Source organism: Mucilaginibacter sp. P1_A3 (genome assembly GCF_056406855.1).
Map to the genome: position 1 here is coordinate 510,878 of NZ_JBFTZJ010000004.1, position 20,787 is coordinate 531,664.

Annotated in this window: 19 protein-coding genes; 7 read left to right on the forward strand and 12 right to left on the reverse strand. The window is 41.5% G+C overall.

What is annotated here, in order from left to right; all coding sequences use genetic code 11:
• Positions 1 to 10: 10 nt before the first annotated feature.
• A complete protein-coding gene (locus AC1D0K_RS11070; RefSeq protein ID WP_477395788.1) occupies positions 11 to 382 on the reverse strand; it encodes a hypothetical protein in 372 nt (123 codons plus the stop codon).
• 68 nt (positions 383 to 450) lie between these two features.
• Between AC1D0K_RS11070 and AC1D0K_RS11075 the strand changes: the two genes are divergently transcribed.
• Both AC1D0K_RS11075 and AC1D0K_RS11080 read left to right on the forward strand, forming a co-directional pair.
• A complete protein-coding gene (locus AC1D0K_RS11075) occupies positions 451 to 1,992 on the forward strand; it encodes an acyl-CoA carboxylase subunit beta (protein ID WP_477395786.1) in 1,542 nt (513 codons plus the stop codon).
• 150 nt (positions 1,993 to 2,142) lie between these two features.
• The gene (locus tag AC1D0K_RS11080; protein ID WP_477395784.1) at positions 2,143 to 2,607 is read left to right on the forward strand and encodes a GNAT family N-acetyltransferase; all 465 of its coding nucleotides are present in this window, start codon (positions 2,143 to 2,145) and stop codon (positions 2,605 to 2,607) included.
• Positions 2,608 to 2,727: 120 nt separating this feature from the next.
• Here AC1D0K_RS11080 and AC1D0K_RS11085 read toward each other — a convergent pair whose 3' ends face one another.
• Entirely contained in the window at positions 2,728 to 3,642 is a 915-nt protein-coding gene (locus tag AC1D0K_RS11085) for a DUF6340 family protein (protein ID WP_477395782.1), read from the reverse strand.
• A 267-nt stretch (positions 3,643 to 3,909) separates the two neighbouring features.
• On the opposite strand from AC1D0K_RS11085, the gene AC1D0K_RS11090 reads away from it, so the two are divergent.
• Positions 3,910 to 5,025 (forward strand): M42 family metallopeptidase, encoded by a 1,116-nt coding sequence (locus AC1D0K_RS11090; protein ID WP_477395780.1) that lies wholly within the window; start codon positions 3,910 to 3,912, stop codon positions 5,023 to 5,025.
• An 86-nt stretch (positions 5,026 to 5,111) separates the two neighbouring features.
• Positions 5,112 to 6,011, forward strand: a complete 900-nt coding sequence (locus tag AC1D0K_RS11095) for a nucleotidyltransferase family protein (RefSeq protein ID WP_477441751.1) — start codon at positions 5,112 to 5,114, stop codon at positions 6,009 to 6,011.
• A gap of 66 nt (positions 6,012 to 6,077) precedes the next feature.
• Here AC1D0K_RS11095 and AC1D0K_RS11100 read toward each other — a convergent pair whose 3' ends face one another.
• From AC1D0K_RS11100 to hisS, 4 genes are all read right to left on the reverse strand, one after another.
• Positions 6,078 to 6,461, reverse strand: a complete 384-nt coding sequence (locus AC1D0K_RS11100) for a hypothetical protein (RefSeq protein WP_477395776.1) — start codon at positions 6,459 to 6,461, stop codon at positions 6,078 to 6,080.
• 244 nt (positions 6,462 to 6,705) lie between these two features.
• On the reverse strand, positions 6,706 to 9,132 hold the full coding sequence (locus AC1D0K_RS11105) for a zinc-dependent metalloprotease (protein ID WP_477395774.1): 2,427 nt from the start codon (positions 9,130 to 9,132) through the stop codon (positions 6,706 to 6,708).
• Positions 9,133 to 9,222: 90 nt separating this feature from the next.
• On the reverse strand, positions 9,223 to 9,828 hold the full coding sequence (locus AC1D0K_RS11110; protein WP_477395771.1) for a DUF4142 domain-containing protein: 606 nt from the start codon (positions 9,826 to 9,828) through the stop codon (positions 9,223 to 9,225).
• Positions 9,829 to 10,195: 367 nt separating this feature from the next.
• The gene (gene hisS, locus AC1D0K_RS11115; RefSeq protein WP_477395769.1) at positions 10,196 to 11,572 is read right to left on the reverse strand and encodes a histidine--tRNA ligase; all 1,377 of its coding nucleotides are present in this window, start codon (positions 11,570 to 11,572) and stop codon (positions 10,196 to 10,198) included.
• 325 nt (positions 11,573 to 11,897) lie between these two features.
• Between hisS and AC1D0K_RS11120 the strand changes: the two genes are divergently transcribed.
• Positions 11,898 to 12,404, forward strand: a complete 507-nt coding sequence (locus AC1D0K_RS11120; protein ID WP_477395767.1) for a GNAT family N-acetyltransferase — start codon at positions 11,898 to 11,900, stop codon at positions 12,402 to 12,404.
• 563 nt (positions 12,405 to 12,967) lie between these two features.
• Here the strand turns inward: AC1D0K_RS11120 and AC1D0K_RS11125 are convergent.
• The 4 genes from AC1D0K_RS11125 to fumC all read right to left on the reverse strand — a co-directional run bounded on the left by AC1D0K_RS11125 (position 12,968) and on the right by fumC (position 16,342).
• Positions 12,968 to 13,408 (reverse strand): low molecular weight protein-tyrosine-phosphatase, encoded by a 441-nt coding sequence (locus tag AC1D0K_RS11125; protein ID WP_477395765.1) that lies wholly within the window; start codon positions 13,406 to 13,408, stop codon positions 12,968 to 12,970.
• An 86-nt stretch (positions 13,409 to 13,494) separates the two neighbouring features.
• Positions 13,495 to 14,289, reverse strand: a complete 795-nt coding sequence (locus tag AC1D0K_RS11130; RefSeq protein WP_477395763.1) for a S1/P1 nuclease — start codon at positions 14,287 to 14,289, stop codon at positions 13,495 to 13,497.
• A gap of 2 nt (positions 14,290 to 14,291) precedes the next feature.
• Positions 14,292 to 14,879, reverse strand: a complete 588-nt coding sequence (locus AC1D0K_RS11135; RefSeq protein WP_477395761.1) for a fumarate hydratase — start codon at positions 14,877 to 14,879, stop codon at positions 14,292 to 14,294.
• A 68-nt stretch (positions 14,880 to 14,947) separates the two neighbouring features.
• Positions 14,948 to 16,342: a class II fumarate hydratase gene (fumC, locus tag AC1D0K_RS11140; RefSeq protein ID WP_295716640.1), complete on the reverse strand. Its 1,395-nt coding sequence runs from the start codon at positions 16,340 to 16,342 to the stop codon at positions 14,948 to 14,950.
• Between the two features lie 166 nt (positions 16,343 to 16,508).
• On the opposite strand from fumC, the gene AC1D0K_RS11145 reads away from it, so the two are divergent.
• The gene (locus tag AC1D0K_RS11145; RefSeq protein WP_477395759.1) at positions 16,509 to 16,886 is read left to right on the forward strand and encodes a helix-turn-helix domain-containing protein; all 378 of its coding nucleotides are present in this window, start codon (positions 16,509 to 16,511) and stop codon (positions 16,884 to 16,886) included.
• Between the two features lie 5 nt (positions 16,887 to 16,891).
• Here AC1D0K_RS11145 and AC1D0K_RS11150 read toward each other — a convergent pair whose 3' ends face one another.
• Positions 16,892 to 17,743, reverse strand: a complete 852-nt coding sequence (locus tag AC1D0K_RS11150) for a lysostaphin resistance A-like protein (protein WP_477395757.1) — start codon at positions 17,741 to 17,743, stop codon at positions 16,892 to 16,894.
• 109 nt (positions 17,744 to 17,852) lie between these two features.
• A complete protein-coding gene (locus AC1D0K_RS11155; protein WP_477441749.1) occupies positions 17,853 to 18,665 on the reverse strand; it encodes a LytR/AlgR family response regulator transcription factor in 813 nt (270 codons plus the stop codon).
• Between the two features lie 177 nt (positions 18,666 to 18,842).
• Between AC1D0K_RS11155 and AC1D0K_RS11160 the strand changes: the two genes are divergently transcribed.
• The gene (locus AC1D0K_RS11160) at positions 18,843 to 20,699 is read left to right on the forward strand and encodes an alpha-amylase family glycosyl hydrolase (RefSeq protein WP_477398844.1); all 1,857 of its coding nucleotides are present in this window, start codon (positions 18,843 to 18,845) and stop codon (positions 20,697 to 20,699) included.
• Positions 20,700 to 20,787 lie beyond the last annotated feature (88 nt).

Sequence of the window (20,787 nt, forward strand, 5' to 3'; positions counted from 1 at the left end):
GTTAAATCATTTAAACGTTGGGAGGCGGAGTAGGTACTATCGGGTGATAAACCTGCTTGTAGAGCGAATGTTCCTGGTTATGCAGCACATTAGTTTCTACCACAAAGGTGATAAAATCAATTGCGTGCAAATCATATTCATCAAAAACCTTTTTTTCTTTAAAAGTATCCTTATCAGGTGTGTCCTTTTCGGCCTTTGATTCCTGCTCCAGTTGCAGGATAACCGCGCTTACGGTTTTATTATCAAGATATAAAAATGCAGGAGCAAGAGATATGGCCATCTTTATGACAAAGACACCCAAAAACATTATTGCTACCAGTATTTTAAAATTCCTGATCTTCATTATTACAAATATAGGTAAAAATGGGGTTGTTAAAAGCATGTACAGCAGATTTACCCTTATCTTACAATTTAATTACTATTTTTATCATGTTACAAACAACCTGAATTGTGGATAAAAAGCTTGGATTATTAAGGCAAAAACGCCAGAAGGCATTTGAAGGCGGCGGCACGGTACGTATTGAAAGTCAGCATAAAAAAGGGAAATTAACAGCGCGGGAACGCCTGCATTTTTTAATGGATGAAGGATCCTTCCAGGAGATCGGAATGCTGGTAGCGCATCGCTCTACCGATTTTGGAATGGAGAAAGAAAAATATCCGGGCGATGGTGTTGTAACCGGTTATGGCACCATAAATGGCAGGTTGGTTTACGTATTTTCCCAGGATTTTACCGTTTTCGGTGGATCCTTATCTGAAACTCATGCCGAAAAGATTTGCAAGATCATGGATCTCGCTATCAAAAACGGTGCTCCCGTTATCGGGCTAAACGACTCAGGCGGCGCACGCATACAGGAAGGCGTGGTATCCTTAGGCGGCTATGCCGATATATTCTATAAAAACACCATGGCATCAGGCGTTGTTCCGCAAATCTCGGCCATCATGGGTCCCTGCGCCGGTGGGGCGGTTTACTCACCTGCCATCACTGATTTTATTTTGATGGTGGAAAACACATCCTACATGTTTGTGACCGGGCCAAACGTTGTAAAAACGGTTACCCACGAAGTGGTGACGTCTGAAGAACTCGGCGGCGCTACAACTCATGCCACCAAATCGGGCGTAACACATTTTGCGTGTACCAATGAAATTGAGGCTATTCAAAACATAAAAAAACTACTAAGCTACATGCCGCAAAATTGTGAGGATAGGGCTCCGGCCTTGCCTTATGATATAGGAAACGAATATCGATCGGAGCTGAACACCCTTTTGCCGCAGATTGCATCTACCCCGTATGATATCCGCGAGATTATTGATCATGTGATAGATACCGGATCTTTTTTAGAGATCCATAAGGATTTTGCAGAAAATATTGTTGTTGGCTTTGCCCGCCTTGCAGGCCGCAGCATTGGTATTGTAGCTAATCAACCAGCGTTTTTGGCCGGTGTTTTAGATATCAACAGTTCAACCAAAGCAGCGCGCTTTGTGCGTTTTTGCGATAGCTTCAACATTCCGTTACTGGTTTTTGAAGATGTTCCAGGCTTTTTACCCGGTACCGATCAGGAATGGAATGCAATTATCACCAACGGTGCTAAATTGCTGTATGCTTTTTGCGAGGCTACCGTTCCGCGTATTACGGTGATAACCCGAAAGGCCTACGGTGGGGCCTATGATGTGATGAACTCCAAACATATAGGTGCCGATATGAACTATGCATGGCCATCTGCAGAGATTGCTGTAATGGGTGCCAAAGGCGCAGCCGAGATCATTTTTAAAAGGGAGATTACAACCGCAGCAGATAAGGAAGCCAAATGGAAGGAAATGGAACAACTCTATTCCGATACCTTTGCCAACCCCTACCGTGCCGCTGAGCGTGGTTTCATCGACGAGGTAATTGAACCTGCCGAAACCCGCATTAAACTCATCCAGGCCTTTAAAATGCTGGAAAATAAAGTAGTAAACAACCCAAGGAAAAAGCATGGAAATATTCCGCTTTGATTTCGGATTTGGGATGTTCGATTTTTAACCTTTAATTGTTTTCAGGGGTGTTAAAGAGGATTTCTCCGTTTCGGGTTTATTTTTAATTCTTGAATTGCATAATTTAAAAAATAGGATACCATCATAAAATCAGAAATCTACATTCCCAAAATGACCAAATCCGAGATCGAACATCCGAAATCCGAAATAAGCATCGAGCAGATCCGCCCGGAGCTTACCTGGCGATTACGGCAAAAGGTTTTATACCCTGCCCAAAAACTATATGAAATGGAAATGGACGAGGATAATGAAGGGCTGCACTTTGCAGCTTTTAAGGATAATGCCATTGTTGGAGTGGTATCCTTGTTTCAAAAGGGTGATGATTTCCAGTTCCGAAAATTTGGGATTGATGAATCAGTACAAGGCATGGGCATTGGCAAACAGTTGCTAAATCACATTACAGATTTTGCAGTTACAAATGGCGGCAAACGTTTATGGTGCAATGCCCGTTTATCAGCCATCGGTTTCTACTTAAAGTCTGGTTTTAAGCAGACCGGTATACTATTTGCTAAAAATGGCTTTGATTACGAGATATTGGAGAAGGGTATAGATGTGCAGATGTCAGATGATGTCTGAACCAGAATTTACCGAATTAATAAATTAACAGAATGCCGTTTATATTCTGCCCATTCCTAAATTCTTAAAATCCAGGTTCAGACAAAAAAATCTGCACATCTGTAATCTGCACATTTAAACCTACTCCTTCAGTAAATCGGCAATCAGGGCCTGGGCCATTTCGCTCCGGCGCTTGTCGTTTGATAGCTTAGCAGTTTTCAATGCCTCCTCAATATCGCCCTGCGCCTCGTAAACTACCGCAAGGTTGTAAGCTGCCTTACTTGCCAGCTTTACATCGGCACCATCAATTAAGGGATTTAGTATCTTGAAAGCCAAATCAAATTTCCCCGCTTTTATCAGCGCTGCTGATGATTGCAGTGCTTCGCCATCTGTGTATAGCGGTCGCTCGTTTGAAATTGAGAATGGCAAATAATCCTTTAGTGCATCCAGGGTTGCATTTTGTGTAGCTATTGTTAAAGTGGGAATACTACTCCTGTAAGAGGGGCGATAAAACAACGCCGCAAAGCCGCCCGAGTACATTTCATCCTGAGGCACTTCGGCCATTCCTGAAAGTCTTTTGGAATAAAGACCGTTGTTTTCATACAAGTTAAGAATCGTTTTTACTTTGGTTGTATAATAAGTACTTACATTACCATTGTAATAACTATTCTCGGCATATATACCCGCGGTTATATCATTTAGCGCTAAAACATAGTGGGCACCATACTTTGATGCCAGGAATTTAACAGAGTCGGTATTTACGGCGTAATTTAAAGAATCGACAATATTAATGATACGTACCCCGCGTAAATATTTTAACTGTGTAGCAGCCGTCTGGAGAGAGGTAACGGCCATTTTTTTCAAAACAGTTAACCTTCGCTGATCTCTTATCTTTATGCTATCGGGCTTATACCTGTTTATAACTACAATGGTTGTACTATCATGCCTGAAACCCATTTTTGGGCCGTAATTAACCGGCACAGTAACGTACTGAACAACATTGCATGACGTTAAAAAGGCAATTATCAAAATAAAAAAAGGCGCAAATCGTTTCACGATGTAGTAAATTAAAGTAGCAAAGAACAAAAATATTATAAATAACCCGACTTTACAGATTACTGTAAAGTACACAGTTAATGACAAATAATTAATCAAATGGTTTAAAACACTCAATAATTAAAAAAAACACCAATTCAGGATATTGAAGTATTAAATTTATAATAAAAACACACATTTATTCCCATTATGGCAAGTTATTTTAAGGCTTTATCAACGGCTTTATTATATTTGCTTATTGCATATCGTAAGGTTACTAAAAATAACATGGCTAAAAAAAAATCTGATTCCGCTTCGCATATTTCTATAGTAAACGAAACTTCGCTACCATTTTTCGAGAAATACATTAATAATCCCTCTCCTACCGGCTTTGAATGGAAAGGCCAGGAATTGTGGCTCGAATATCTAAAGCCCTATATTGATGACCATTATGTAGACAATTATGGTACAGCAGTTGGGATAATTAATCCAAAAGCAGATTATAAGGTAGTGATTGAGGCACACGCCGATGAAATATCATGGTTTGTTAACTACATCACCAGCGATGGTTTAATATACGTTATTCGCAACGGGGGCTCTGATCACCAGATAGCCCCATCAAAAAGGGTAAATATCCATACCGATAATGGCATTGTAAAAGCAGTATTTGGCTGGCCTGCCATCCACACCCGTTCTGGCGGCGAAAAAGAGGAAGCTCCAACCCTTAAAAATATCTTTTTAGATTGTGGCTGTACATCTAAAGATGAGGTAGAAAAATTAGGCATCCATGTTGGTTGCGTAATTACCTACGAGGATGAATTTATGATCCTGAATGATCGTTATTATGTTGGCCGCGCACTGGATAACCGCGCAGGTGGTTTCATGATTGCCGAGGTTGCCCGCCTATTAAAAGAGAACAACATAAAACTGCCGTTTGGCTTATATATCGTAAACGCCGTACAGGAAGAGATTGGCTTACGTGGCGCAGAAATGATAGCTCATAAAATAAAACCCAATGTAGCTATTGTTACCGATGTTACGCATGATACCCAAACCCCGATGATCAACAAGATTACCCAGGGCGATCTGGCTTGCGGCCGTGGCCCGGTTGTATCTTATGCCCCTGCGGTACAAAACAACCTGAATAAACTGCTTATTGAAACTGCCCAAAAGGCAGGAATACCTTTTCAGCGCCAGGCCTCATCACGATCAACCGGTACCGATACTGACGCATTTGCTTACTCAAATGACGGCGTACCATCTGCGCTGATATCTTTACCTCTACGTTATATGCATACCACTGTGGAGATGATTCACAAGGAGGATGTTGATAATGTTATCCGTTTGATATACGAAGTTTTGTTAAATATCAAAGCCGGACAGGATTTCAGATACATTAAATAATCTACTCATTAAAACATTTTCGACCTTAAACCCTTCCTTAATACACAATTAAAAAATTAGCTTAACAAATACCCCACAGACACTCTATGAAACCCACACTACTTATTTTGGCTGCCGGTATGGCCAGCCGCTACGGAAGCATGAAACAGGTTGACGGCTTTGGCCCCAACGGAGAGACTATTATTGATTATTCTATATATGATGCTATAAAAGCCGGTTTTGGCAAAGTAAGCTTTATTATACGTGAAGAATTTGCAGATAATTTTAAAGCGATATTTGAACCCAAATTAAAAGGCCGTATAGAAACAGATTACGTTTTTCAAAGCTTCGACCTGAAGCCTTTTGGCATTGATAAAACTATTGAACGCGCAAAACCATGGGGTACCGCACATGCTGTACTTGCCGCCCGCAACCAAATCAATGAGCCTTTTTGTGTAATTAACGCCGATGATTTTTATGGTTACGATTCGTTTGAAAAAATGGCGAAATTTTTAACTACTGAAGTTGCCGATGATACTTACTCTATAATAGGCTACCAGATAGACAGAACGCTTTCCGATTATGGCTCCGTATCACGTGGAGTTTGCCAGGTTGAAGAAGGCAATATGGTAGCAATAAACGAGCGCACCGAGGTTTATTTTAAAGAAGATGGCAGCGTTGCCTATAAAGATGCCACTGGCGAACATCCATTACCAAATGAAACCCGTGTATCGATGAATTTCTGGGGCTTTACCCCCGCTATTTTTAAGCAAAGCGAAGAAATGTTCAGGACATTTGTCGCAGCTAACGAGAACAACCCAAAATCGGAATTCTTTATCCCTCTAGTTGCTGATGAGCTGATCAAAGCAGGTACTGCATCATTTAAAGTTATCCCTACCGGCGCAAAATGGTTTGGTGTAACTTATAAAGAAGATAAACCTATTGTACAAAAGTGTATTTCGGAATTAGTTGCCAATGGCACTTATCCAACAAACCTTTGGGATTAATATCCCTTATATAAAACAAAAAAATCCCGCTCATGGCGGGATTTTTTTGTTTTATAACACTCCGGATTAGTCAACAAAGAAAAATGTTTTCTTTTGGTCTTCATCATAAACGTGAACTGTTTTGGTAACTACTTCCTTGTTTGAAGTAACTTCAAAGGTATAATCACCATTTTCCAGGTTGGTTAAAATATAACCCTTTGAAGCTTCGGCTTTATTAGGCAAAAAGTCTTTTAGTAATATGTGGTTTTCTTTATCGTAAATCCTTACAACTGATTTTCCTTCATCAGCTTTGATAACATTAACCGCTACCCCAAGATTTTTCTTCATGGCTGATACGGTGATAACATCATTAGTTTTTGGGGTATGGTTTTTAGCACTTGCTTCTGTTGTGGCAAAAATTCCGGCGCTTAATAGAAAGAATAATGCTGATAATTTGATTGAATTTTTCATGATCTTTTGATTTTAAATATCGTTTTTGAATTTTGTTTTTAGTTTCAATATTCAAATCAACAACATCTTTCGGCATCAAAAAAATGCAATAGACCATCGTTATATTATTATAGACCAAAAGCCTATCCCACTCGGCAAACACTCATAAACGCACTAACAATCAATCAATTATACATTCATCGCTCAATACGCAGCCTTCATCGGTGTAATTTCAGGCTTCGTCGGTAATAAATGCCCATATCCGTTAATCCATACCAATAGGCGAGCCATCTGGCATATTCAACACCGTTGCAGGTTGAAACTTATCCGGATTTTTTTCAAACTGACTGATCTGCGACAATCCGAACAACAAATTTGCTTTTCGGGAATCAGTAGCGGTATTTACAGCAGTTTGCATCCATTTCTTCAATTCATCAACCTGTAACAGGGCTATACCACGAACGCTCTCCGGCGCGCTGGTAGTGGCAGCAAGGGTGAGGATCTGTTTAAGGGTTAAGTTATTTACCAGGCGTTGCAATTCGCCTTTATAGCCTGCCGCCTGTGGGGCTTTCCAGGTTTGGGCCACTAATTTATTCAGCACCGGTAATAAGCCGGGCTGGGTATTATCCCGTGATTGATATTCAATCAGCCTTGCCGCCCGCTCTGGTTGCAGCATAAAAGAGAGCGTTGCGCCAGCGGCAGATTCTGCAGCCGCCATAGGATCAAAGGTTAACCCTGTGTGCGATTTAAAGGTTTCCCTTGTTCGCGGGTACCCTATTGGTCGCGGTGGTATTTTTTCGATCAACTTTTCGGGTAGTGCAAGTGCGTTGGGAGCTATGGTTCCCATTAATGCATCAAATGCTTTCCATTGCTCGGCAGGGGGAACAAACTTAGTAATGGTTTGTCCATCGTTTTTTAAAGCGAAGGTATAATACAAACCGCCCAGCATTTTTGAAGCAGCCTCGGCCTGGAAACGGTGCATCAAGTACATAGGCACCAATACCTCTTCAAGCGTGGCCATTGGCGCATTCTGGCGAATGGCTTTTTCAGAAAAATTATCTAATACATGTTTCCGAAGCACCATCAGCCTATTCAATTCATCAGCGGCATTGGTACCACTATCCCAAAGATGTGCCTGCGGATGCGCGCTACCTGCAGGGCGGGCGTCATCATCGGAGATAAATAAGAAGCCCTGTTTAATAGTTTGAGTAACAATACCCTTTAAGGCATCATCCTCATTAGTGCCTGCCTGGAAATCCTGGTAGCCATAAAGAATAGCGCGTTTATCATATTCTCCAATTTCTGTGCGGTAAGCTTTACTCAGATCGATGGTGCCGTCAGCATCCAAACTGATCACGGGCGGCGGGTAATCCATTACAGATGCCCTGCCATTTACACTGGCTGTAAAATTATGCTGTAAGCCCAGTGTATGCCCAACCTCATGGGCGGCCAGTTGCCTCAACCGGGCAAGGGCCAGTTTCATCATTTTATCACTTACCGGTTTACCATCTTCATACGGTTGCACCAATCCTTCGGCTATTAAAAAATCCTGCCTGTCGCGCAACGAACCGAGTGATACCTGCCCCTTAATGATTTCACCGGTACGGGGATCACTAATCCCCTCGCCGTATGACCAACCCCTGGTTGAGCGGTGGATCCATTGAATAATATTGTAACGGATATCCATCGGATCGGCGTCCTCTGGCAGCAACTTCACCTGGAACGCGTTTTTATATCCAGCGGCTTCGAAAGCCTGGTTCCACCAACTGGCTCCTTCTATTAAGGCATTGCGCACAGGCTCCGGCGCTCCACGATCAACATAATATATGATGGGCTTTACCGGTTCACTGATGGTTGCCGCAGGGTCCTTTTTTTGGAGGCGATGCCTTGTCAGTAAACGTTTCATGATTGGCTGATCTATCGGTGTTGCATAATCCATATACTCCACATCATAATAACCCGAGCGCGGATCGAACTTACGTTGTTTATAATTATCATCGGGCAGTTTTATAAATGACTGGTGCATCCTCACCGTAACAGCATTAGGATCTGGCGATACCGAACTAATTTCGGCTCCTTTAGCTTTACCTGCCAATGTAATGGTGGCTTCAAACTCCGAATTATCAGGAAAACTTTTGGTATTGGGCAAGTACACCGCCGAGCGGCTTTCATCAAAGCTAAAGCTGCCTTGGTTATTATCATTTAACCTATCAGTAATTTTATGGCTGTCGCGCAGCAAAAAAGGAGTAAAATCAACCAGTACTTTATCGCCATCCTGGGCAAGGGCGGTAAAGCCCCATATGGCCGATTGCGCAAAGGCTTCAGCAACGGATTTACGTTCATCAACATTATCGCTTATAGCCCGGTAGCTGTAATTGGGTTGGATCAATAACACCTTAGGACCACTTTTTATAAACTTCACAATCCGGCTGTTACCAATTTGCCCTCGATCAAGTCCCAGGTCGTTTGAACCGACACCTGCAGGTAAGGAGTTCACATAAAGAAACTCCTGGTTTAGCTTATCTATTTCCAAAAAAACCTTCCCTGTCTTGTCATCCCAGTAAAAATTGAAGTAGCCTGTATATTTGGTAAAACCTTTGGTTTTGGTTTCAATATCATCTGCCTTTTGCGCTTTTGCGTTAAAACAGGAAAATGAAAGGAGGAATAAGAAGAAGTAGTAGCTTTTTTTCATAGGGGCCGACTTATTAATCAGCCCTAAAATAGGTATAAAAAAAGAAAGGAGGTGAAAATCACCTCCCTCCCATTATTTATATATCAGAAATTATTTCATCCCTTTTTTAATACCTTCAATTTCGGCCAGGTGACCTTTAATAGTAGGCAAGGTTTTTTCTGCAAAAGCTTTCAGGTCGGCATCCTTGCAATTTTTGGCAGCATCTTCAAACAAAGAAATTGTTTTCTTATGGCCGTCAATCATGGCATCTACATACGCCTTATCAAAATCGGCACCTGTTTTTGCTGCCAGATCGGCTTTCATTTTTTGATGATCTTCATCGGGGGCAGAAGGTAGTGTGATGTTTTTAGTTTTGGCAATAGCCATTAACTCTTCATTAACTTTGCTGTGATCGGTTACCATCATTGCAGCAAATGCCTTTACTTTGGCGTTCATTGCTTTTTCGCCGGCTAACTGCCCAACAGCTACTTCGGCCATACCACCGTTTGCCGCAGCTGTGGCAAATTTGGCATCATTTTCATCAACAGCTATACCATGAGCCCCGGTAACACCGGCGGTATCTTTCACTGCCATTGTTGAAGAATCTTTACTTGCGTTTGTACTATCAGCAGCTTCTTTGCTGTCTTTAGCTCCCCCGCATGATTGGAACGATAAGGCTGCAATCGCCAGCATCGTTATTAAACTTAACTTTTTCATAGTGATGATTTATATTGTTTTTATAGTCAACAACTTTCACTACGATAAGTTTTATTTTCTTATTTGTAAAATATATTAATTTAATATTGGAACATTTCGTTTCTCCGGATATCGATGGGTTTGAAACCCATCGGTGTTCGAAAGAAATAAAAAGGCAGGGGCAATGTGCGATTCCTTCCTCGGGGAAGGAGGAGGTAGGGGTTAAATCAGGCGTTCAAGTACCTTTTCAGAGGAAATGTCGGCGAAACCCCTCCCTGCCATTGCACACATTTCAGCCGCACCCCTCCCAAGGGAGGGAATTAAAAAAACGTTAACAAATCTTCCGAACACCTATGGTTTTAAACCCATCGCTATGGGGAACACATCATTATTTCGCTGCCATCCTTTTCACAATCTCATCCGCAGTCAATTTTTCCTGTACGCCACTGGTCATATCTTTAAATGTTAAAAGGCCGCTTTGCATTTCGTCGCCGCCGATTACAACCGTATAGGGGATATTTTTGTTATTGGCATAATCCAGTTGCTTTTTGATTTTGGCACCTGCCGGGTAAAGTTCGGTATTTACATTTTGACGGCGGAGTTGTTGCAATAAAGGCAAAGCGTAAGTTTCGCCTTCCTTATCAAAGTTACAGATAAGCACCTGTGTGCTTTGGTTTGTTGCCGATGGAAAAAGATTCAACTCTTCCAATACATCATAGATCCTATCTGCTCCAAAAGAAATACCAACCCCGGTAAGGCCTTTTAACCCAAACATACCTGTAAGATCATCATAACGACCGCCACCGCCGATGCTGCCCATGGCTGCCTCGTTAGTTTTCACCTCAAATATGGCGCCTGTGTAATAGTTAAGTCCGCGGGCAAGGGTTATATCCAGTTCAAGCTTTGCCGTTTGCAGCGGGCAGCTTTCGATGTATTTAAAAACAGTTTCTATCTCATCGCAACCTTTCAGCCCGGTTTCTGAGCCGGCCAAGGCCACACGCAGGCTTTGCAGTTTCTCGGTATTGGTGCCTTCCAGTAAAATGACCGGTTTAATTTTTTCTATGTCGGCTTCGGTAAAGCCACGTTCCATGAGTTCTTTGATAACGCCATCCAGGCCTATTTTATCCAGCTTATCAATGGCAACGGTAAGGTCAATGATATTATCGGCCTTATCAATGATCTGGGCAATACCCGAAAGGATTTTGCGATTATTGATCTTGATGGTAAAATCCTTCAAGCCCAATTTACCTAAAGCCTCATCATATATCAGTACAAACTCTGCTTCGTTCAGTAAAGAGTCGGAGCCTACCACGTCGGCATCGCATTGGTAAAACTCGCGGTAACGGCCCCGCTGTGGCCTATCCGCACGCCAAACAGGCTGCACCTGGAAACGCTTGAAGGGCAGCGTGATCTCATTCTGATGCATCACTACGTAACGGGCAAATGGAACGGTGAGATCATAACGCAGGGCTTTTTCTGAGATATCCAACGTTATGGCATTGGAGTTAAGCGTAGCCAGTTTCTCGGGTTTTACCTTGGCCAGGTAATCGCCACTGTTCAGCACTTTAAATATCAGCTTATCTCCCTCATCACCGTATTTACCAGTTAGGGTTGATAGGTTTTCCATGGTTGGTGTTTCTATCTGCTGGTAGCCGTATTTACGGAAAACGCTCTTAATAGTATCGAAGATGTAGTTACGTTTCACCATTTCAACAGGTGAAAAATCGCGGGTTCCTTTAGGTACGGATGGTTTAATAGATGCCATGCGGCAAATGTACAAAAAAGAGATTTATACGGATATGTTGCTTAATTAGCTATGCGGAAAATTTGATTCCGCATAGCTGGCAATACTATTTCGCCGCGCTGTTGCGGTTTTGTTGCGTTTTTTATTTTATGACAATTCATAATATACTGATTATTAAATATATAACATTTCTTAATGAGTCACCTGTTGCGCAACAGTTTTGGCCGACCGCCTTAACTCCCGATCTCAATCGCATGCCTTTTCTTTCCCGACTGTTCTTATAAATGACATACTTATTACTGTAATATCTCTACAATAATTGGGGAATAATATATTTTTGAAAACCATGAACATTATCATTCAAACGCCCCGCCTGCTGATACGGGAATTTACTGCTGCTGACGAAGAACTTTCCCTTTTGATGGACGAGGATGAACGCCTTACCCAATATGTAAAAAAGCGTACACCCGCCGAAAGCAAGCAGGTTTTTAAGGATACTCTTAAAGATTATAAGAGCAAAACCGGCCTGGGTCGTTGGGGTATATTTAATGTGGGCGATAATGAGTTCATAGGTGTTTGCATGCTAAAACCAAGCGAATCTGACGGTGACAAAATTGAGCTTGGATACCGCCTGCATTTGAAATATTGGGGCCAGGGCATTGCAACCGAACTTGCCATAGCTTTGATTAATTATGGCTTACATAAAGTTGGCCTACTGGAGATATGTGCTGTTACCCATCCAAATAATGCTGCATCACAAAAGGTTTTGCTTAAAGCTGGTTTTGAGCGCTGGGGAGAGGCTTTTTGGTATGGAGAGGATCTGCCGTTTTTTAGGGTGAGGAAAGCCCTTTAAGGTTCTAAGTCTACTTAGTAGTAATCAAACAACATTGGCCCGCTCATGGCCGCGGGAGGGCCTAGTTACTTTTGTCTTGATACAAAAGTAACCAAAAGATCAAGTCAGCCGAAATGCTTCTTTGCCGCACCGGCCTTTGCCCTGCAAAACGGGCAGAACCTGGGCTGGAATTATTTTGCCCTCACCCAATGCCCAATCCAAGCAAAAACTTCCTATGCCCTACAGCCGCACAACCCACCATCGTTCTGCCCATTTTCGGGCCGAAGCTGTTCTGCTGACGCTTCTGGAAAGCAAAAGCTTTTGGCTACTAAAACATATATTTTTCCGCTTCCCCGCTGTCTGTGTCCTCACAAACAGCCGGCACAATTGCTTTTATCCCCGTAGTTTGTAGGGACACAAACTACGGGGATAACAGTTTGTCATCCTGAGGAACGAAGGATCTATTCGCAGATTTATAGGGCGAAGAAGCATGGCGGTTAACAGATCCTTCACTGCGTTCAGGATGACAAAAAGTATTTTTTTTTCAAAACACCTGAGTTACCTTGCAATGCCGATTCTTTATATTATCGGCTTGTCAACTCCCTGATTAAATCCTTGCAGCCGCCTTCAATCAGCGTAAACACAGGTTCAAACTGGGTGTCATCGTGGTATGGGTCGGGTACTATTTTGTCGCCTAATAATAGCTTTACCTTTTGGGCGTGCCTATCATTACTTGCCATGTTCAGGATATCATTGAGGTTGTATTTATCCATCACAAATATATGATCGAACTCTTCAAAATCACTTTGCCTGAATAAACGGCAAACCTGGCTACTGATATCGATACCGTGATTGCGCGCCGTGCGGGTAGATCGCCTGTCGGGGCCCTCTCCTACATGCCAGTCGCCTGTCCCTGCAGAATCAATTTCCCAGCCAAGTCCTTCCCCATCGCTCAGGTGTTGCATGATCCCTTCTGCCAGAGGCGAACGGCAAATGTTACCGAGGCATACCATTAGTATTTTCATTCTCTTTAAGGTAAAGGGTGAAAGGTAAAAGGCGAAAGTTTTTTTGGATCAGGCTTGCCTAACCTTTTACCTTTCGCCTCCAAAAATTAACCAAATATCTGATTAAGCACTCCTGCCAAACGTACTCCTGCTTTTAAAAGTTGTTGGTTAAGGATAGCTATATGACTAAAATTGTATTTGTAGTTCAGGTTATCACCTGGTTTAATATCGGCATAAAACTTTTCGGCCAGTTGGTTGCTTTCAAAAAGCCATTGGCTTATAGGGTCCTTTTGCAATGCGGCACGTTGCGCGGCCGTAGTGTGGTTTATCCAGGTGGCATACTCGGTATAGCTTAACTGCTGATTATCTATCAGCTGGCTATCCCAAACCGAATGCAGGTTGCTATCCTTGCCAAACCACTGTACTTTAAAATCATTGCCACCCTTATCGCTGGTATGCCCGGTATGAAAAGGCTGGTGCACATCCTCCACAATATGGATCAGCATACGCAGGTATAACAATTTATTGGTTTTGGTAGTAGTTTTTTTCTTTAGTTCGGCTATTAAAAAATTCATCTTAGTATATGAATCTACAGCGGTATCTGCTTTTAAATAAGCTTGCAGCTCAGGATAAGTGTAAGCCTTATCCATATCAATAAAATGCCAGTTGTACAAGTAACTGTAAGCCGGATCCGATTTAATAAAATCGGCCCAGTTGCTGGTAATAGCAATAGACTCATTGCCTAAAATAGCCTGGATAGCTAAGCGTGCTTTTGGAGTTAAATAGCTATCAGCTATTTGGCCGCAAATGCGGTGGCCGTTGGTTCCCCATGCCATGCTTTGCAATGGGATGTAGCATACAGCTACAAAAAGAATGATCTTTTTGAAAAAGTTAGTGCTCATTTTCATAGTGGTTTTGGGATGCAGCTTGTTCTTTTTATTAAACGCGCGTTAATGGGTATTACGTTTGATGTACTTGTAAATTCAATTAAGGAATCGGCTCTTTGTTTCACCCTAAAAAACTCCTCATAATCGCCATAACGGAAACAGCTTTTCTCGTCTTTATAACTGCCATCAGCATTACAAAACTGGCCTTTAAGATGCAGGGTATCCTGTTTTTGCACATAGGTGCCGCGAATGTACTCGGACCAATGGCCGCTGTTCATGCAGGTATCAGCTCCATAATTTACCTTGCTCACGGTGCTTATCTTCATCAAAAAAGAATCGCAGCTAAATTTCAGGTCGTACAATGAATAAGTCACCAGTCGTTTTTGCGCCGGAACGGAATCCTGTTGCCACTCACCCTGCAAATATTTAACACCCGGTTTTTGTAAGTTGGGGTTCATGGTGCAGGCGCTGAGGTAAAAGGCGAAAGGTAAAAGGTATACTACTTTTTTAAGGTGAAAAGTAAATGGTAAAAGGCGAAAGGCGCTTTTACTGAAAGCTTTTTTTATCGGGGGAACTGAAAGAAAATCGTTCAGGGGTCTTGGCATACAATTGCTATTCAAAAGCAGTAAATCAAAAGCCCTCTCCTTTGGGAGAGGGCTGGGTGAGGCTCTTCTTATAAAGAACCTATCATATTTTCGGGTATCACCCATTGGTCAAACTGTTCGTTGGTTAACAAACCTAAGCCAATGGCGGCTTCGCGTAGCGACTTATTTTCCTTTAAGGCTGTTTTGGCAATTTTAGCCGCATTTTCATAACCGATATGCGGATTAAGCGCAGTTACCAGCATCAATGAATTTTCAAGGTGCTTTTTAATACCGGCGTAGTTTGGTTCGATACCAACCGCGCAATGGTCATTGAAAGATACACATGCATCGCCTATTAACCTTGCCGATTGCAGGAAGTTGGCAGCCATAACAGGCTTAAATACGTTCAGCTCATAATGGCCATTTGATCCACCGATAGATATGGTTACATCGTTACCCATTACCTGTGCTGCTACCATGGTAACGGCTTCGTTTTGGGTTGGATTAACCTTACCCGGCATAATGGATGATCCCGGTTCGTTATCGGGGATATGGATTTCGCCAATACCAGAACGCGGACCAGAAGCCAGCATCCTGATGTCGTTAGCTATCTTCATTAATGATACCGCAATTTGTTTTAAAGCACCATGGCTTTCTACAATGGCATCATGGGCGGCTAAAGCTTCAAATTTGTTTTCTGCCGTAATAAATGGCAGGCCCGTAAATTGGGCAATATATTCGGCTACCTTAACATCATAACCTTTGGGGGTATTGATACCTGTACCCACAGCAGTACCACCAAGGGCAAGCTCAGAAAGATGATCTAATGTATTGCGCAGCGCTTTTAAGCCATGGTTTAGTTGAGATACATAACCAGAAAACTCCTGGCCCAAGGTAAGTGGTGTAGCATCCATTAAATGGGTTCTGCCAATTTTTACTACCGATTTAAAGGCTTCAACCTTAGCCTGCAAAGTATCGCGCAGCTTTTCAACACCAGGGATGGTTACATCCATCAGGATCTTGTATGCGGCAATGTGCATGGCGGTTGGGTAGGTATCGTTTGATGATTGTGATTTGTTCACGTCATCATTAGGGTGGATAAAGGTTTTGCCTTCGCCCAGTTTGTTACCCTGTAAAACGTGCGACCTGTTGGCCACTACCTCATTCACGTTCATGTTTGATTGTGTGCCCGAGCCTGTTTGCCAGATCACCAGCGGAAACTCCGATGATAATGCACCGGTCAGGATCTCATCGCAAACCTGGGCTATCAGGTCGCGTTTTTCGGCAGATAGCACGCCAAGATCAGTATTGGTATAAGCGGCAGCTTTTTTCAGATAAGCAAACGCTTCAATGATCTCTTTAGGCATAGATGCCTCCGGACCAATTTTAAAGTTGTTGCGTGATCTTTCTGTTTGTGCTCCCCAGTATTTATCGGCAGGTACCTGTACCTCGCCCATGGTATCGTGTTCGGTTCTGAAACTCATAGCATTAAATTTTGCAGGGGCAAAGTTATGCTTTTATATGATGTAAGGGAATGGGAAATGGTAATCTTTTTGTGATGGATGGAGTATGTTATCTCTAAAAGATTTCGTCAGAACCTATGCTGTGTCCTAATATTTACTAATTTTATTTACTGATAACATATTAAAGATGGGAACAACCATAATGAAATACACCATCATTAAAAATAAATCTCAATACGATCAATATTGCGATCAATTGGAAACATTATTGACAGCAGAAAACATTGATGCATTGCAGGACGAAATAGACCTGTTGACACTTCTGATTGAAAAATACGACGAAGAGCACAACACATTTAAAGAAACTGATCCGATAACCTTGTTACGATCTTTCATGCATGACCATCATTTAAAACCACAGGACATGACCGTGATACTGGGAATTAGTAAAGGTTACATTTCAAATATTCTAAATTGTAAAAAAGGGTTATCTAAAGACGTAATCAGAAAATTAGCCGACCATTTTAAAGTAAGACAGGAGGCTTTTAAAAAAGCGCTGATATAATTACATCAGTCTACCTGGGGTAAAACTTTCCTTTGAATAATTACACACCCACCCACAAACACCAACGCCGAAAAAAAGCACAACACGATGTAATATGGCATACCCAACAAATTTGAAAACCCTTGTTGATATTTTGGCAAAAACAAAAACAATGAAGCCGTAGCATTAATTGTGGCATGGATGATCATTCCTGGAATAACCGATTGCGTTTTGTAAAAAGCCCAACCTAAAAATAAGCCTCCGCAAAAAGCCGGCAGCGCTTGCCAGGGATTAAGATGTATTACACCAAAAAATATGGCCGAAATCAGGATTGCTTTTTGGGGCGAATAGTTTTTTAACAATCCTTTCAATATTATTCCCCGGCATAGTATCTCTTCCATTATTGGCGCTGCGATAACGGCCGTAACAAGTGAAAAAATATTTTTTGTAAATGCTTTTTCAAAAAGCTTCTGCACAGCTACAGGCATGGGTATCAGATTGGATATCCCCTCCAAACCAACCACTAAGGCCAAAGTACTGACAATAATTACCGGCACAAGCCAACTCTGTACCTTGTTAAAACTAAAGTTAAATGGAGAGCGGCGTTGTTTTTTGCTTTTTTTTAATGCGTACCTTATTGTAAGTAACATCGTAATAACATAAAACACCAAATTCAATAGCGATTTTAACGACGACGTTCCGAGGTCTCTGGTATTAATAAGAAACCAAGCTAAAAGCATCCCCCCAGCAATGGTGTAAAAAAACAACACGAAAAACAGCTTGAAAAGAGATTTCCAATCGGGATACTCAAATTTTGCAACAATTGGCGAATCATTTGGGTAATCGATAATGATGGTTTCTGGTTCAGGTTTGTCCATGTACAAATATTATAAAAAAATCGTCAGGTACAGCGTATCTAAAGACGTAGTAATCTTATGCTATAGTCCGACCGAAACAAAGTAGTATGGGCATTATTCACACATGCTATTACGGCAATATCTCCCGAACCTTAGAAATATAGGACCTCCCGATTGGGATTTTTTTATCGCCTATAATTATCTCACTATTGTTATGACTTTCAATCTTATTCAAAGCAACAATAAACGACCGGTGTACCCTCGCGAACAATAACCCAGGTAATTTGCTTTGCAGGTCTGAAATTGATAAATAGGTTTTATAAGTTCCGTTCATCGTGAAGATAACGAGATAATTGCCTTGTGCTTCGGCATAGCAGATGTCGTTAAAATTCATCTTTACCATTCGCCGTTCGCATTTAACAGAAAGGAAGGTATCGCTATCCTTAACGGCCATTAATAAATTCTTCTCGTCGATATTTTTTTCCGCCTCAGTTTGCAATGCCCGCACCTTTTCTAAATTTAAAAGCTGGTATAATTTTATACAAAAAGGAATTGTGAGCACAAATTGAAGCTTAACACAATTATATAAAAACGGAGCAACACTCAGTATCGGTTCTTTTGTCCAGCTGGTTAAAAAATATTTTAGTATGATGTAATTATCTATCAGGCGTAACATCAGCGCGAACACTGCCATCAATAAAACATAAACAACTATAAAGCGAACAATTTTTTGATGGAAAAGCAAATCTGCCATTAAAGCTTCTACAACTATGGCAACAAAAAACACTTTTGGGATCACACTAAAAAACTCGTTTCTAAAAACGGTTAAAAAGTCGCCTTCTGTAAGTCCCTGAAGTATGGTAAATAACAGCAAGTAGCATATCCAGTATAGGATGTACAATTCAATTTTCTTCAACTTTCTGTTAGCGATCAAATCAGGCACGTTTTAAAAGTAATAAAATTAGCGAGGCTGCCATAAAAGTAATACGCATTTACCTGAAAGGTTATCCATTCATACGTCATTCACCCTCCTTTTTTTGCTGTCTGCATCAAAAATTCGCTATGTGTAAGGCAACATTTACTTTGCTGCCTCCAATTAATCAACTCCATTTAAATGATCATGAAGAAGAATCTTTTAACCTTATTATTTATTACCATACTCGGATATTTAAATCTGTATGGGCAGCAAACCAACATCTATCCTACCAATTGGTGGGTTGGCATGAAAATGAACCATGTTCAATTATTAATCAGAAGCGAAAACAAAGTTCTATCTCAGCAAAAAATTAAAATCAATTACCCGGGTATTACCGTACTCCAAACTCACCATTTCCCCAACTTAAAATATACGGCCGTTGATATCGTTATAAGCCCCGCCGCAAAGCCGGGATCAGTAAAAATCGTTTTTGGAGATGGGGCTAATTCTTCGGTAATACCATGGCCTTTATCGGCAAAACCGTTGGGCAACGGCAGCAGCTATGCGCAAGGGGTAACTTCGGGCGATTTTATAGATCTGCTGTTAACAGACCGGTTTAGTAATGGAGATACAAAAAATGATAGAATAACCGGGATGAGGGACCAATCGCTGAATCGCGATTCGATGTACTTAAGACATGGCGGCGACTTTCAGGGTATATTAAACCATATCGACTACTTTAAAAGCCTTGGCGTAACCGCTTTATGGCTTACACCGGTTATGGAAAATGACATGCCCAACCGTACCGAACACGGCTATGCCATTACCGATCATTATAAAATTGATGCCCGATACGGGACCGACTCTCTTTATACACAATTAAGTAATACCCTGCATAAAAACGGGATGAAACTGATTATGGATGTGGTATACAATCATACCGGTCTCTACCATTTTTTGGAGCAGGATCCGCCGGCGCAAGACTGGATGCACCGCTGGTCCCAATTTACCCAGACTAATTACAGGGAACAAACCCAGTTTGATCCATACGCGGCGCCATCAGATAAAAAGAAAATGACCGATGGCTGGTTTACCGCCGAAATGCCGGATGTTAATCAATCTAATCCATTTATGGCAAACTATATGATCCAAAATATCATCTGGTATGTGCAAAAATTTGGAATTGACGGTATAAGAATAGATACCTATACCTACAACGACATGAATTTTGCTAACCGGTGCAACCAGGCCATTATGGATGAATTTCCTAAGCTTACTTTATTTGGCGAAACGCGGGTATTTGGCGTTGCTAATCAATCATATTTTAACCAAAACAATTTCAATTTACCTTTCAAAAGCAATTTGCAGGGATCGGTGGATTTTCAATGCCTGTATTTTGGCATTATCCCTGCGTTGATGCAGCCATTTGACTGGACGGATGGAGTTAATAAACTGTATTATACCTTGAGCAGTGATTTTTTGAACAAAGATGCAAACCACAACGTGCTTTTGTTGGATAACCATGATGAGCCCCGCTTTTTTTCGGTTGTAGGCGAAGATGTCGAAAAACAAAAGATTGGCTATGAATGGTTATTAACCTGCAGGGGTGTTCCGCAGCTATATTATGGATCGGAGGTGCTTTTAAAAGGCTTTACAAATCCCGATGGTTTGGTAAGAGCTGATTTTCCTGGCGGATGGGCAGTGGATAAAAAAAATGCATTTACCGGCGAAGGTCTTACTACCGATGAACTCGCTGTTCAAAACATTGTTAAAAAACTGGGTACTTTCCGGAAAACCTCATCAGCATTAAAAACCGGAAAAATGATGCATTATATACCTGTTAACGGACTATATGTATATTTCAGATATGATGCCAAACAAACAATCATGTGTATTATGAACACTGCAAAAAAAGAAAGCACCGTTGATTTTGGGAAATACACGGAAAGAATAGCTGGCTTTACCAAAGCACAAAATGTAATAACCGGCGACTTGCTAAACACCACCAAAAAAACAACCATACCTGCAATGCGTATGTGGGTTTTAGAGTTGAGCAATTAGTTTAGTGTTCGCAGGTGCTAAGTACCTGCGAACCTTTTTTTATATGCCAATTGGTTGAGTTGGGTTTAAAATCCACCCAGGTTGAATG

Excerpts from the sequence above, each read along its gene's own strand:
- AC1D0K_RS11070 (WP_477395788.1), bottom strand. The coding sequence starts at position 382 with ATGCTTTTAACAACCCCATTTTTACCTATATTTGTAATAATGAAGATC.
- AC1D0K_RS11080 (WP_477395784.1), top strand. The coding sequence starts at position 2,143 with ATGACCAAATCCGAGATCGAACATCCGAAATCCGAAATAAGCATCGAG.
- AC1D0K_RS11090 (WP_477395780.1), top strand. The coding sequence starts at position 3,910 with ATGGCTAAAAAAAAATCTGATTCCGCTTCGCATATTTCTATAGTAAAC.
- AC1D0K_RS11095 (WP_477441751.1), top strand. The coding sequence starts at position 5,112 with ATGAAACCCACACTACTTATTTTGGCTGCCGGTATGGCCAGCCGCTAC.
- AC1D0K_RS11100 (WP_477395776.1), bottom strand. The coding sequence starts at position 6,461 with ATGAAAAATTCAATCAAATTATCAGCATTATTCTTTCTATTAAGCGCC.
- AC1D0K_RS11105 (WP_477395774.1), bottom strand. The coding sequence starts at position 9,132 with ATGAAAAAAAGCTACTACTTCTTCTTATTCCTCCTTTCATTTTCCTGT.
- AC1D0K_RS11110 (WP_477395771.1), bottom strand. The coding sequence starts at position 9,828 with ATGAAAAAGTTAAGTTTAATAACGATGCTGGCGATTGCAGCCTTATCG.
- hisS (WP_477395769.1), bottom strand. The coding sequence starts at position 11,572 with ATGGCATCTATTAAACCATCCGTACCTAAAGGAACCCGCGATTTTTCA.
- AC1D0K_RS11120 (WP_477395767.1), top strand. The coding sequence starts at position 11,898 with ATGAACATTATCATTCAAACGCCCCGCCTGCTGATACGGGAATTTACT.
- AC1D0K_RS11125 (WP_477395765.1), bottom strand. The coding sequence starts at position 13,408 with ATGAAAATACTAATGGTATGCCTCGGTAACATTTGCCGTTCGCCTCTG.
- AC1D0K_RS11130 (WP_477395763.1), bottom strand. The coding sequence starts at position 14,289 with ATGAGCACTAACTTTTTCAAAAAGATCATTCTTTTTGTAGCTGTATGC.
- AC1D0K_RS11135 (WP_477395761.1), bottom strand. The coding sequence starts at position 14,879 with ATGCCAAGACCCCTGAACGATTTTCTTTCAGTTCCCCCGATAAAAAAA.
- fumC (WP_295716640.1), bottom strand. The coding sequence starts at position 16,342 with ATGAGTTTCAGAACCGAACACGATACCATGGGCGAGGTACAGGTACCT.
- AC1D0K_RS11145 (WP_477395759.1), top strand. The coding sequence starts at position 16,509 with ATGGGAACAACCATAATGAAATACACCATCATTAAAAATAAATCTCAA.
- AC1D0K_RS11150 (WP_477395757.1), bottom strand. The coding sequence starts at position 17,743 with ATGGACAAACCTGAACCAGAAACCATCATTATCGATTACCCAAATGAT.
- AC1D0K_RS11160 (WP_477398844.1), top strand. The coding sequence starts at position 18,843 with ATGAAGAAGAATCTTTTAACCTTATTATTTATTACCATACTCGGATAT.